Origin of the sequence: Nitrobacter hamburgensis X14 (genome assembly GCF_000013885.1) — a bacterium.
In the GTDB taxonomy this organism is placed as follows: Bacteria; Pseudomonadota; Alphaproteobacteria; order Rhizobiales; family Xanthobacteraceae; genus Nitrobacter; species Nitrobacter hamburgensis.
In genome coordinates this window covers 4,212,818-4,226,013 of the sequence record NC_007964.1, presented here as the reverse complement: position 1 = coordinate 4,226,013, position 13,196 = coordinate 4,212,818, and the positions used below count along the sequence as shown (strand labels likewise).

Below are 13,196 nucleotides of genomic sequence, written 5' to 3'. Positions count from 1 at the left end.
AGGCGTGCATAATTCAAGAATTCTGAGCAGTTGGCCGGGCCATTACCCAACAATAACTTGGCCTGCTCGTAAATCAGGAGCAAATCTCGGCGCCGTTGCATAAGTCAAAATATATGCAACAGGGGTAGACATGAGAACGGGCTTGGGCCTTTGACCGTTGCGTGAGTCTGTTGCAAGTTCCAGGCAGTGAAATACGGCTATGCCCGCGTGTCGACCTCCGAGCAGGATCATGCCGGGCAAGTCGACGCCCTAAAGTCCGCGGGTGCCGTCAAGGTCTTCAGTGAAAAAATAAGTGGGGTGCTGGCAGTCCGACCACAGCTCGCCCGTGCGATCGCCGCGCTCGACCCGGGAGACGTGCTGATCGTCACCCGCATCGACCGCCTGGCGCGATCGTCGCGTGACCTCCTCAACATCGTGCACCAGATCGAGAAGAAGAAGGCAACCTTTCGGTCCCTCGCCGAGCCCTGGGCCAACACCGACACGCCACAGGCTTCGGCGATGCTCACCATCCTTGCAGCCGTTGCCCAGCTTGAACGCGCCTTCATCCTGGCGCGGACCAAGGATGGCAGAGACCGCGCCAAGACGTTGGGCCGCAAATTTGGGCCCAAATACAAGCTCAACCAGGAGCAAATCACGCACGCGATAGATTTGCAGCGCGAAGGTAGAGGTCTGCGCGAAATCGCAACGCTGCTGGGGTGCCACGCGTCGACTGTGTCGCGCACCCTGCAGCGCCATAAGCCAGAAGAGGAGGAAATCGCATGACCGCAATCATGCTCACCCGCGTCAATGACCACCGCAATATGGCGCGGTTCTATAAGCTGGACGTTCAGCCGACGCTGTTTGGCGAATGGTCATTTGTGCGGGAATGGGGCCGCATTGGGCGCGCAGGAACCGTCCGGATTGAAATTCACCGCACGCGCGGCTTGGCCGATGTGGCGATGGCATCGAATTGGGCTCGGAAGCTGAAGCGAGGCTACCGGTAGCACGAACAGATAGGGCCGGAAAATCGTGTTTACGATTTCACGTTTTTACAGGAGCATTATTGGCCCAACTCGTCGGCGAGATCGTCAGCTTATCAGTAGTGACGAGGTTCTTTAGCTTCGAGGCCGAAGGCGGGATTCCAGGGCCGACGACTTGTTTTCCGTCGGCCTCCGCAGCTACTACGGTCTCGTTCAGTTCCAGTAATGTTTCTAATACATCCGCCTTCTTAGACATGCCGTAAGCTCCGCGCACGGCCTCGTCCAGAAGCTTGTGGGCTTTCTTGAGAGCGTGTTCTCCAGGACCTTCGATTGCTCGATACAACTCCCTTAGCGACAGGTGATGTTTGACCTTCAGCTTAGACCGAAGTTGCCTAACCTCGACAGCTCGCTTCGCGACCAGGCGCACCGCATCGGCACTGGGTTCCTGGGGCCACGGAAAACTATCAAAGACAGTATCCGAAGTGTAGCGAAAGTCAGCCTTGAGGGTCGAGCATCGATTGATAAACCACTCCCAATGGATGCCCGATTGAAGGATTCCAAAGGAGTAATCATCCTCCAAGGCGAAAACGCTCAGTGCGTCATTCGGATGAATGGCTGTCGAGACGAATTCAAAGATTGGCCTGTGCGTAACGCGTGCGCAAACGATGTAGCGGCTCAAAGGAGCCAACGTCTGCATCAGGTCCTCGCGCGCGTAAGACATCAGCCACCAGCGCTTTAGAAAGTTTTCGTGGTGCTTGTTGACCTTGGCTTCCGGGTCGGCGTCCAAAGCTTCCTTGTTTCGATCCTTTTCCTTCTTTGCAGCTTCCTTTCGGGTAGGAAGGACCGTCTTTTCAAGATGCTCAAACGGTCTTTTGAACGCCTTGGCCTGGAGGAGGTCGCGGGTTTGGAAATCGATGACGTATCTGCATTCGAGTTTGTCTACCGCACCCAAGAAATCGTCGGCGATCAAAAATGGGAAGAGGACCTTAGCGTTTGCCTTGCTGGCCTTGATCATCGCCTTCGCTTCGGCCGGTTCCGGGAGAAAACCCTTATGCCCGTGTGTCTGGCCCTGATAGCAACCGCCCTTTTCAGCGTTCGCATTGATGCGTTGCGCCTGGCTCACATCCGTTGAAAACGAAAGCGAGGTGTTGATTTCGTCGAGGTCCTTGTAATCCCAGCCGCCGGCCGGATCATTGCCTGACTGAATGTACAGGCGTTTCTTGCCGTCATCCTCGCCTTTCACCCAGTTGACGATGGAAACGTGCACGACCGCGTCGCCCGACCACGGCATGGTAGAGACCGCTTCCGTAATCGTACCGTTGTGCTTGGCTATGTAATCCAGCCCGCTGATTCGGGAATAGTTTTGCCGGATCGTATTGGTGCCGACGAGACCAGCTCTTTGGCCTTGCTTCAGCTGGTCGTGCGCTTTTCTAAACCAGTAGACGCAATAATCGGCCCTTCCGTCAATCTCCGGGAAAACCGATCGAATCTTGTTCAGATAGGCACGCCCGAACTCTTGCTGTGCCTTGTTTTTGCTTTGGTACGGGGGATTTCCGATAATGGTGTCTACTTCGGGCCAGTCCGATAGGAGCGCATCGCGGCAAAGAATGTTGCCATCGAGGTTGTCCAGTGGGAGCGCCTCATCCTCCGCCAATGGCAACTCAATCTGGTCGCGCTCCAAAACATCGGCGGCCTCGTCTAGGGCCAGCTTTTTTGCCAGCATTAGGGTGACCTTGGTCAACTCGACGCCGAACGAATCCCGCTCGACACCAAAAAACTGGCGAGGGCTGATGAGCGATGTGGCCTGAGCCTGCTTTTGTACGGTCTTCCAGCTAAACTCCTTGTCCAGTCTGGCCATGAGCTTGATTTCGAGACGCACCATCTCTCTGTAGGCCACGTACAGAAAATTGCCGCTTCCGCAGGCGGGATCGAGGACGCGGAAATTGAGAAGCGCTTTGCGAATCTCCAGCAGCTCCGCCATGGTCTTCGCTGCATCGATGCGTTCGCGCCAGGGACGCACAATCGTGGGCCCGACAATCCGCTGAATGTCGGCCTCATGGGTGAAGTGCGCGCCGAACGCATGCCGCTCCCCCTTGTCCATGCTCTGTTGGAAAATGGTGCCGAAGATGGCAGGGTTGATCTTGGCCCAGTTTTGCCAAGCAGCACCTTCATCCTTCTTGCCGAGCAACTCTAGCTCGTCCGTAGTCAATTCGATCGGCTGGACCGTCGCAAATAGCCCGCCGTTAAAATAAGGAACTCCCTTGTAGCGGCCGCCCTGCGCCGCCGCCTTATTGTTCATTTGGAGAAACAGGCCACCGAACACGTCGTACGAATTTTGGCCGTGCTCCAGGCAGTCCTGCACTAGCCGCAGGGTCGTCCCGGCCGGCATCATGTCGATATCTTCAGCAAACATCGCCACCACGGCCTGCAGTACAAATCGTTGTGCCTGCTCTCGCGGAATGCCGCGAGCGACCATCGACCGAAATAACTGCGCGACCTTTGAGGCCGCTACACGCGAGACCTCTTCGCGATCGTTGCCAAACAGCGGGTCTGGATTGTCTGGAAAAAGAAAGTTTAGCGCCGTGTACCGGGCGGGCAGGTCTTGAAGCCGGACGACGTCTACTGGCTCGTTTAATTGCTTATCAAAGTCGTAAATCCAGAACTCTTTGAAATTGCAGAGCACCACATATCGCGGGCGGTTAGGGACCGCGTTCAGCCAGTAATCGAAGGCTTGCTGGTAATGAAGATGCAGCTTTTCGCTGCTTTTCTTCATTTCGATCAGAACCCGGGGTTTCCAGATCAAGTCTGCGAAGTTGACGCCCTTTCCGGACGCCTTCTTCACCCGACTCTCCAGTTCCGCGCCGGCTTCCTTATAACCTTCGTGGCCAAAAGCTTGGAAAAGGCGATCACAGAACACCTGTGCTTCGCCCTTCTCGTCACCCTTTAACGTTTTCGCATAGGCAACAAATGCCTCGATCTGCTCGACCCGTTCGCTCACGAAAGTTTGCCCCGCCCGTTTACGGGGTAAGATACCGGAGAGTCGCTGATAGACTCAAGGTTGAGTCACAGCTCCCTGCTTAACATTCAGCCAATGGCGCGCGGGGATGCTTACGCCGGCGTACTCATGGCCGTCAGGCGGCGCCGGGAGGGGTTCGCAAATGGTGTCCGTTGGACGCCGGCTCGGCGTGGTCGCGGTGCTCATCCGGCCTTTCGCTCAGGTTCAACGCCGTTCTCCAGCAACGGCACGTCCAAACTTGCAATCTCCGGCATAGCCTTGCCGGCGATGGCCTGAAGGTCTCCAACCATACCAACCGTCGAGTCGATAACGGCCAATATCTGTGTTTCTCGCTTGGCCCACTGCCGGCCCATAAACTTACGCTCTTTGTCGAGATCGTCACGCATGTCGTTGAATTTCTCGACGACGGCTTCCACGCGCTGCCTGAATTTCGTTCCCGTCAGGTAGTCGTAGACCTGCTCCATCTTGGTTCGCTGGCCTTGCTGCACTAGGCGCGACCCGGTGACATCGATAAGCGCCTGACGAAGAGCCACCGCGACGGGCAGGGCGCACCGGGGGTGTGTGACCCACACGCCGTCAATCAAGTCGAAATGCTCGACGTATTTCGGAAGCGTCTGCGATACGATGAGGGCAACGTCGGCTCCACAGCGGCGCTGATCGTCCCGGAGCTTGCCAAGCCAACCCTCGCTCCAGGCCTTCGTGCGCTTGGATTCCCAAAGGATAATTCCTGCCGGCTGGCCGATGGAGCCATTGACCTGCTGCATTACATCGGCGCCAAGCTCGCCCTTGCCGACGGGCTCTATCGAATCGGTTGGAAAACGTCCCCGCAGCAACTCCTCAAGCTCCACTTCGAGGACCTCGCCCTGCGATTGCTGAGAGCCTTGTTCGGCCTTACGCTTCAGTTCCTCGATAGTGCGGGCCATCGATTCGATCGTCTGATCTTTTTCCGCGACGCGCAATCGCGCGGCTTCGTCAGCTTCCTGCTTCGCCTTGGTTTGAATCTGTTCAACCGAAGCCTGGACGCGTTTTTCGACAGTCAGATCAAGCTCGCGCTTCTCTTCGTCGAGTGCCCGTTGCTTGCGGATAAGTTCGGCCTGAACCTGTTGCGCCTCGGCCAGCTTGGCATTGTTGGCTTCAAGAAGCTGCCGAAGCTCCGCGGCTTCTGCTGTCCGCGCCTGCAATTCAGTTGCGGCAGCGTCGCGCGCTTTCTTAGCCTCCACCGCGACAAGCTGGCTGCGCTCGGCCGCCAAGCGTCTCGCAACCTGGTCTTCGATCAGCTCGCGATCCTTTTGAAGCTGTTCGCGCTCCTGTTGCAGCGCTTCGGTCTTGCGTGCGACCTCGGCGTCTTTATTGGCCAGTTGCTCCTGGAAGCGTTGGCGTGTCTCGGCAAGGATGGGCGCCGCGAGAGATTCCGTCAGCCGAATCTGATGATTGCAATTGGGGCAGTGAAGGGTTGGTTCATGAGCGCTACTAACTGCGGTCGCATTGAATGTCATGAACCCTCCTTTCGAGCTACGGCTAGGCCGGGATAAGCGTGATTCGGCCAGCCTCGCCCCGCTTCCGATGTGGCTTTACCGTTATTTCAACATCTTGGTCGAACGCCGTAAGCATGCGGAGCAGCTTTTCCACCGAAACCAGCTTGAAATGCCCCCGGAGCAGTTTGGATAGGTCGGGTTGCTTCATGTCGACCAGTTTGGCGGCTTCGGTTTGGGTGATCTCCCGTTCGGCCATCAGCCGTTTGAGCTGAAGCACCAAGGCGGCTTTCAGATGATGCTCCTCGGCGTTTGGCAGGCCGAGATCAGCGAAAATATTGCCCGAGCCCTTGGTATGGGCGGGCAGCTTCTTCTTCGTGCTCATTATCGGTCTCCCTTCGTTGCCTTGTGGATGGTCTCGGCGTCGCTTAAGCGCTGCCGGACCAAGTCAATGTGTCGCTGCGGCGTAGCGATCCCGCTCGTCGATTTCTTTTGAAAAGCGTGCAGGACGTATAGGACGCCTTCAAAACGCGTTGTATAGACCGCGCGGTAGGTGTCGCCATCAAAGTTGTCGCGAATCTCCAGAACCCCACCAAAGCCCTTCAGAGGCTTCGCGTTACGCGGATGCTCGCCGAGCTGCGCTTCAAAAAGGGACTGGCCGATCTCGCTTCGGACGGCCGCAGGAAAAGCCCGTAGGTCCTTCTTGCTTGAGCCCACGAAAACTGTGGCTTTGATCGCGCGCAGTAGATCATTCACAGCGTTATAGTAATATACCTATAGAGGCGTTGTCAACGGCTCCCTACGAACCGCGGCTTGACAACCGAAGCGGTGCGCCTTCCATTGCTGCAATCAATGATTTTACATTGCTCGACGTGCAATTGGCCTTGGAACGCCTATGGCGAACGACAGTGATTTGTTTGATTGGTGCGCTGGGCGCCCACCCTGGCAACGGGAAGCCATACGACTCCTGATCGCCAAGCCGAGCTTAGAGCCTGAAGAACTCGACCAACTCGAAGAAGTCGTTAAGGCCGAAGCAGGGATAATCGCCGCGAAGCCACCGGACTGGCCACCGCTTACCAAAACCCATTTGAAGACCGGCAACCGATTTGCGCCGGTCACCGTTCTCGGGGCCATCGGCCCGCTGCAGAATATCGATCGGTTGGCTGCGGAACAGCCGCCCCTCAGGTTTGCAATCAACGGCGTGACGCTCATCTATGGCCCGAACGGTTCCGGCAAGAGCGGTTACTGCCGCATCGCCAAGAAAGTTTGTCATTGTCTGCATGACATAACCCTACGGGGCAATGTGTTCGAGGCAGCGTCATCGGATCCGCGGGAAGTCATCCTGACCTTCCGCGTCGATGGCGACGAAAAGCGCACCGTCGTTTGGGATGATCGAAGCGCTCCGCCACCTGAATTGGGCAGAATCTCCGTCTTCGATAGCGACGCGGCCGGGCTCTATGTAGACGCCGAGCGTAATATTGAGTTTCTCCCGTTCGAGCTTGCCCTGCTGACCAATCTCGCGGAGGTCTTGCGCATCCTGGATGGCCGCTTCAAGGCCGAAGAAGCACGGCTGAACAAAGCACACCAAGCGCCTCTGCCGCTCGGGTACGAGAAGCGCAGCAAAATTTCGGCGCTGCTCGCCAATTTAAAAGCGGACCAGCATCTCCCGACCGAACAAGCCATGCGGGCATTAGCAACCTGGACCGAATCGGACGAGGCCGATTTGCAGGCGCTCAAGTTGGAGCTGAGCAGAGACCCGGTCCTTCTAATGAAGGTGAAGGAGGCGACCAAATCGACAGTCGAGGCATTGGTTGCCGATGCAAACGCGATTTTCGGCCTGATCGGCAATGCCGGTCTCGCGAAGCTAAAGGAGGCCCAAGAGAAGGCCGCGGCAACTCGCGAAGCGGCCAAGGCAGCCGCTTCCGCTTTGGCTGCGGATGCCGCGGTTCCGCAACTCGGCAGTGAGACCTGGCGCCAGATGTTGATGTACGCGCGGGACTTTGCGGCCGAAGCATACCCGGCTCTTGAACCGCCGCAGCTGGCGACGGCCGACACATGTGTGCTCTGTCATCAGCCGCTCGACGCCCAGGCGCGCACGCGGTTGACTGCTTTTGACGAGTACATCGAAGGCCGTGCCAATGCGGATGCTGAGACCGCGAAGAACCATTTTACAGAAGTCGCGCGAGCGATTCTCGACCTGAAGGTCTCCACCAGCCAGGAAATCAAGGCCAAGCTGGTCAATTTCGTGGAGGGGTCGGCCTCGCGCCAGGCACTGGCAGACAGGATTGAGCAGTTTTACGCGGCAAGCCAGGAACGTCACGCTCTGATTATCGCAGCCATCAAGGCGCTCGATTACGCAAGTCTCGACAATCTCGTCGATCTCGACCGGTCAATGGTCGACGAGCTGCTGGCCGAAGTGACGGTCCTTGCGACGGAGATCAAGGGGCTGAAACCAACGGTGGACCAGACCGCCAAGCGGCTGAAGCGCCAGCAAGAGTTCGACGAACTGGAGGCGCGGAAGAAATTCTCGGCCGATATCGAGACGTTCGTGGCGCGGCGGCATTCGCTTGATCTGCTTTTAAAGACTAAGGGATGCATCACGGCCTGTTCCGTCGCCGGCATCACGTCCCATATCACGCGGATAAGAAGGAAGGTTCTGACGGCTTCCCTCCAAACCAGCCTGGAAGACGAGATTACCGCCCTCGACCTTCAGCATCTCCCGCTGAAGCTTGCCGATCGAGGGGAGGTCGGTAAAAGCAAGGTCCATATCGGCCTGGAGGCCCAACAAAAGGTCGGCAAAAACAGCGACATCCTGAGCGAAGGAGAGAAGCGGGCGCTCGCCTTGGCAGGCTTCCTCGCCGAACTGAAGGAGGTGGGCGCCAGGCACGGCATTGTGGTCGACGATCCGGTCTCATCGCTGGATCATGCCCGGATGGAGGCGGTTGCGAAGCGCCTGGTGAAGGAGGCTGCCGCCGGGCGGCAAGTCATTATCTTCACGCACAATCTATTCTTTCACTACGCCGTACTTGAGGCCGCCCAAGATTTGAAGGTCCCTCTGCGGCAGGAATGGATTGCCAAGCACGGTGATGGGCGATTCGGCATCATCGACAACAACCAGCAACCGTGGATTTCCATGGGGGTCACCAAACGGCTGGCCATTATTGGCGAGCTGCTTCAAAAGAAGAAAATAACGTATTCGGAAGTCAACGAAGCCGAGCGCTCGTTTGTGACGGATGCGTACACCAAAATGCGCGAAACCTGGGAGCATGCGGTCGAAGAGATTCTCTTCGCTGGGGTTGTTTGTCGTTTCCGGCCAAATGTCGCCACCCTGAAACTGAGGGCCGCCCACGTCGACAAAGCGGACTACGAGGCAGTGTACGCCGGAATGACGCGATGCTCCAAGTTCTCTGGCCACGACCAATCAGCGGGCGTGCCGGCCGATCTTCCTAAATTCACGGAGATCGAGGCCGATCTTGGGAAGCTAAACTCCTTCGTTACAGCCGCAAACGTCCGACGGAAGGCACTTGAAAAAGAAGGGCAGCTCTATGAACAGGGTCCTATGGCCGCCGACATCCTTGGCTAGTTGGACCGCCACGCGCTTTTGCTGAAATTGCGCTTACACGTCTCGCAACGGTGTGGGTATGGCGCATAAGGCGCTTGGTCTTGGTCTTGGCGGCTCTGATCGAGGCGATCATGGTCTCAATGCCATCGGCGATGAGCGGCGATAGCTCATCCTTTGCGGCCTCGCTGGTGGCCGCCACGTTTTCGAGAAACTCGATGATCAGGCCTTGGCTCAATATCCCCTTCTGATCGAGAAACTTGATCGGTCCCACCAGGGTAATTTTCTCCACGAGCAGCAGCGCGAACATTTCGCTGTCCATATCCCTTTCTAAGGACATACATTGTTTTGACTCCATAGCCTTCCGTCACGCCGGAAGGCATGCGGAACGAATGAAACGGTATGCGTGATGGAAGCATTGTGGAGCAGGAGGAGGGGATTTCAATCTCCTGCGCAAAACAAAGAGGCCCTACATCAATGTGGAGGCTGACGTCAGTGCTTTCGCCTCTAGCAATCTCGTTGCAGCCCCACGCGAGCCTCGGCGGAAAAGAAAAACCCCGCTTGTAGGCGGGGCTGCTGGTTCTGTCACAACTCAAAACCAGATCACAGCATAGGCCGTTTTGCCGAGCTGGCAAGACCGCTGCCCGCGCCGACATCGAGTGAAATGCCGCGAGCGTGCGTGCGCTTACGCGCCCGCCCACCCGCCGGCTTGACCTCGCAAAGATAAAACCAACGAAAGCAGACGCGCCATGACTCACAACACATGGACGACCCGCCTGACCCTGACCGCCGATGAACAAACCTTCGCGGACGTCCGGGACTGGCTTAAAGAACACGATACCGGGAATATTCCGCCACGCCGCAACGATGATGCACTGGCGAAGTATCTGCGGCTTGTTCTCATCAGCAACAGCGAATGGGACAAGGTCGGGGTCGGCATCAGGCTGGACCGTCCCCATCCTTTGCGCTTGCCCTGGCAGCAGGGCTACGAAGGGGACGCGCCTCCAACGCCCGCGGCTGTCCGCGAAGACCGTGCCGCTGCACGCCGCCGACAATTCGCGGCAGATTGCTTCGCGCTCGTAATGTTGCTCATTGTCGGGGCTTCCGCCGTTGTTGCCCGCTCTGTGCACAACCGCCACCACCCGCTGTCGCTTTCGGGCTACACTGCCAGCCACGATGTCACGGCATCGCCTCAGGCGGCGCTTGCAGGAGTCGCGAAGTGACCCGCTGCTTCTATACATCAAGGAGAATGGCTCGCCGCTGCGCGCGGCCGCTGCGCGGCCGTGCTCACGGCTTCGCCGATTACTCATGATCATCATCCTCGGCCAGTTCGAGCCCCGGCTTGATCTGCCCCTGGAGGTGCTCGATCTCACCCCGGCTGGAGTCGTAGTAGTAGAAGCGGCCAGGCGGCATGTCGGAAGGGCGCACTCCGGTCTCAATGCTGTCCAGCACCGACGATGCCATGGCATTCGTCATGCGGAAGCACAGCCGCAAATTGAGGTTGGCGCGTACAGCTGACGACATGGCGTCCAGAGTCGGTTTTTGGAGGGAGCACACCAAAACCACGCCCAATGCCCTGGCGCGTCGTGCAATGGCTTCCAAATTGGCCGAGAGCCGCTCGGCGACGGGTTTGTCCTCTTTGCTCCTGGCAGTGTCGATCTTGCTCTGCAACTCGGCATATTCATCGATGACCACGAAAATCCTGCCGAGCCGCCAGTTCTTCCAGCGTTTTTCCAGCATCACGCGCTGACGCTCTTCAAGGACGACCATGACGCGGTCAATAAGTGCCACGACCGCGCTGTACTCGCTGATGATCTCCGCCTTCGGGCAATCGATGTAGTCGATGAACTCGACGCCACCTTTCAGGTCGACCAGGAACAGCTTTTCAACACCTGGCAGCCGCTCCAATTGCCAGAGCAGGGAATGAAGCATGACGCTCTTGCCGCTTCCGTTGACGCCGGCCACAAGCGTGTGCTGCAGGTTCCGCAGCGGAATGACGAAATCGAAGCCGTCCCGCACGCGTGTACCCATCACCAGCATGTTCTCCCCGGCGGGAGGTGCTAGAGGAATTCGCCCTTCCAGCCTGCTCATTCGCGCTTTTTCCTGCGCCTCCTGTTTCGCCCACTCCGCTTTCTGTTTCGCACGCTCGAGCGCGCGCCTCGCATCTTCTTCGGCCTCGAGCGTTTTCTTTCGTGCGTGTTCAGCTTCTTGCGCCGCGCGTTGCGCCGCTCTTTCAGCGACCTTCCGCGCTTGGGTCTCGGCCTGGAGAACTTTCTCCCCGGCAGCCCGCAAGCCGATCTGGGCGTGTTGGGCGACGCGCTCGGCTAGTTGGGGCGGGAGCTGGTTGGGCCATCCCGTCGCGCCTAGCGCCGCAAGGATCCGCGGAGCAGGCTTCATCTCGTTCAGCCAATCACGCAGCTGCGCATGCCGCCCGGCCTTGAATTCGGCGATGACCTTGTTGGTATCGGCCTCCACCGCGGCCCGGAATGCGGCGGAAAACTTCTCCAACTCGCGGGCGGCCCAATACCGCGTGATGGCTGCCGCGATCTGGTGAGCGAACCTTTGGGCCGGGATCTTGCTTGCCGCGGCGAAGATCGCGTGGCGTTCAGCCTCGCTCTCGTGGCCCGTGGCACCATGGTTGACGGTCAGAATGACAGTGGCCGAGCCCAGTGGCAGGTAGCACCGGAACTGGAGCGGCTTGCGCGATCCGTCCTCCGGCCAGTCAAAATAGGCTTGAAAGGACACGGCCGCCGGCTCTGGCGCAAAGTCGGGAGACCAGTACTGGTCCATGGAAAGAGCGCTCCCCGGCAGAGGCGGCGCCGGCACGGGTCCGTCGATTGCGTCCAGGGTCTGGCCGGCGTCATGCACCTTTTGCTGCCAGGACAGGATCGCCGCGACCGTCTGCTTTTCATATCGCGCCCGCGCGAAGCGTTGCGCTTCCCGTGCGAGGGCCTGGATAGCCACCGTACCTGTGAATTGGCCGCCGCCACCGACGCGGACAACCGATGGACGATGTTTCAAGAAGGGCAGGCAGTAAAGGAAATCGATCTTGCTGTAACCGGACCCTATTGAAAAGTAGTCCTTGAACTCGTGATTTTCCCATTCGTTGGGCGCATTGCCACCTTGATCCCAATAGGCATGAGGCAGGAGAGGGTGATACCCTGCCTCTTTGCAAATGGTGCCGGCAATCCAATCGCGGAAAGCCTTCAGCATGTCGGCCCTCAGCGCCGGATGTTGTTGAATATCTCAAGCAAGCGGGGCGTCAGTTTGAGATCGCTGTCGTAGTGGGGGGCTGTGCCGAGCGGCTGCGGCTTCAGCTTGCTGATCTCGGCGTCAGACAGGCGCACTTTGACGCCGGGCTCGTACTCGACGTACTGCTCGGTAGTCTCCAGCATGCCGCGATGGAGGTGCTTGTAAAGCCAGGGTTCACGATTGGCGAAGTTGGTCGCCTTGGGCTCGTGGATCTCGCCGACCTCCTCCAATTGAAAAATAGTCTTGCGGACGAGGCGGCCGACTTTCATTTTCGGGATCGGTGCTGGCTCGCCAAGCGCGCGGTAGTAGTCAACAACGCACTCATGGTCGAACAGCCCTTGGTCCTTTAGCCTATAGCCGATCGGGTGCTCGGTGTGGGCATTGGCGCGGTGAACGTCACGCATGTACTCTTTCCGCGAGATCTCGCCGCTGCTGACTTTTTTCATGTATTCGCTGAAGTCACCCATGGGGTTCTCCATTCGGTGGAAGGGCGGGCCGGGCTTCATTGCCCGGCCGTAACAGCTGGGGCGCGAGAACGGCTCAAGCCTTGCTGGCGGACCGCAGCGCCTCGTCAGCCTGGGAACGCTGCTGGGCGGCGGTAGGGCCGGTTGCTGCCACCGGAACGGCCTCGCGGTAGTAAATCCGCTTGCCGTCCTTGGAGGCCCCGACCCGGACCGGCATCTTCACTTTCGTCCCGATGGCATAGCGCTTGATGTCAAAGCCGGTCGCGAGGCTGACTTCGTACATCTTTGCCGAGGTGCCATCGCGGCCGGTGAGTTGGATGAAGCCATACGGCTCCTCCTTGCCAGTATCAGCGGCCTTGAAAACACCAGAGCGAACCCCGGCGATGGTGCCGTCCAAATAGAGTTCAGCATCGTACATATCGATCTCCATAAAGGCTGTTGGGATGAGGTTGGGAAAAAGTGAAGCAAAATCCC

Annotated in this window: 12 protein-coding genes; 4 read left to right on the top strand and 8 right to left on the bottom strand. The window is 58.3% G+C overall.

Features of this window, described 5'->3' with window-relative positions:
* Window positions 1–186: 186 nt before the first annotated feature.
* Together NHAM_RS19730 and NHAM_RS19725 are read left to right on the top strand one after the other, a co-directional pair.
* Window positions 187–762, top strand: coding sequence for a recombinase family protein (locus tag NHAM_RS19730; RefSeq protein WP_011512182.1), 576 nt, complete (start codon window positions 187–189; stop codon window positions 760–762).
* The gene (locus NHAM_RS19725; protein WP_011512181.1) at window positions 759–983 is read left to right on the top strand and encodes a WGR domain-containing protein; all 225 of its coding nucleotides are present in this window, start codon (window positions 759–761) and stop codon (window positions 981–983) included. The genes NHAM_RS19730 and NHAM_RS19725 overlap by 4 nt, the downstream gene beginning before the upstream one ends.
* Window positions 984–1,020: 37 nt before the next feature.
* Here the strand turns inward: NHAM_RS19725 and NHAM_RS19720 are convergent, their stop codons facing one another.
* From NHAM_RS19720 to NHAM_RS19705, 4 genes are all read right to left on the bottom strand, one after another.
* The gene (locus tag NHAM_RS19720) at window positions 1,021–3,957 is read right to left on the bottom strand and encodes a DNA methyltransferase (RefSeq protein WP_011512180.1); all 2,937 of its coding nucleotides are present in this window, start codon (window positions 3,955–3,957) and stop codon (window positions 1,021–1,023) included.
* 200 nt (window positions 3,958–4,157) lie between these two features.
* Window positions 4,158–5,471 carry a DUF2130 domain-containing protein gene (locus tag NHAM_RS19715; protein WP_011512179.1) on the bottom strand — a complete coding sequence of 438 codons (1,314 nt, stop codon included), beginning with the start codon at window positions 5,469–5,471 and terminating at the stop codon, window positions 4,158–4,160.
* Window positions 5,472–5,493: 22 nt separating this feature from the next.
* Window positions 5,494–5,832, bottom strand: a complete 339-nt coding sequence (locus tag NHAM_RS19710) for a helix-turn-helix domain-containing protein (RefSeq protein WP_011512178.1) — start codon at window positions 5,830–5,832, stop codon at window positions 5,494–5,496.
* On the bottom strand, window positions 5,832–6,203 hold the full coding sequence (locus tag NHAM_RS19705) for a type II toxin-antitoxin system RelE/ParE family toxin (RefSeq protein WP_011512177.1): 372 nt from the start codon (window positions 6,201–6,203) through the stop codon (window positions 5,832–5,834). Before NHAM_RS19705 ends, NHAM_RS19710 begins: the two co-directional genes overlap by 1 nt.
* Before the next feature lie 139 nt (window positions 6,204–6,342).
* On the opposite strand from NHAM_RS19705, the gene NHAM_RS19700 reads away from it, so the two are divergent.
* Window positions 6,343–9,030, top strand: a complete 2,688-nt coding sequence (locus tag NHAM_RS19700) for an AAA family ATPase (RefSeq protein ID WP_011512176.1) — start codon at window positions 6,343–6,345, stop codon at window positions 9,028–9,030.
* On the opposite strand, the gene NHAM_RS19695 is transcribed toward NHAM_RS19700, so the two are convergent.
* Complete coding sequence (locus NHAM_RS19695) at window positions 9,005–9,316, bottom strand: hypothetical protein (RefSeq protein ID WP_157043697.1); 312 nt, start codon at window positions 9,314–9,316, stop codon at window positions 9,005–9,007. The two genes, NHAM_RS19700 and NHAM_RS19695, sit on opposite strands and share 26 nt — an antisense overlap.
* A 439-nt stretch (window positions 9,317–9,755) precedes the next feature.
* Here NHAM_RS19695 and NHAM_RS19690 point away from each other — a divergent pair, with 439 nt between their 5' ends.
* Window positions 9,756–10,229 (top strand): hypothetical protein, encoded by a 474-nt coding sequence (locus NHAM_RS19690; protein ID WP_011512174.1) that lies wholly within the window; start codon window positions 9,756–9,758, stop codon window positions 10,227–10,229.
* Between the two features lie 79 nt (window positions 10,230–10,308).
* On the opposite strand, the gene NHAM_RS19685 is transcribed toward NHAM_RS19690, so the two are convergent.
* From NHAM_RS19685 to NHAM_RS19675, 3 genes are all read right to left on the bottom strand, one after another.
* Entirely contained in the window at window positions 10,309–12,219 is a 1,911-nt protein-coding gene (locus NHAM_RS19685; RefSeq protein ID WP_011512173.1) for an FtsK/SpoIIIE domain-containing protein, read from the bottom strand.
* A gap of 8 nt (window positions 12,220–12,227) precedes the next feature.
* A complete protein-coding gene (locus tag NHAM_RS19680) occupies window positions 12,228–12,725 on the bottom strand; it encodes a hypothetical protein (protein WP_011512172.1) in 498 nt (165 codons plus the stop codon).
* Window positions 12,726–12,798: 73 nt separating this feature from the next.
* Complete coding sequence (locus NHAM_RS19675) at window positions 12,799–13,140, bottom strand: hypothetical protein (protein WP_011512171.1); 342 nt, start codon at window positions 13,138–13,140, stop codon at window positions 12,799–12,801.
* Window positions 13,141–13,196 lie beyond the last annotated feature (56 nt).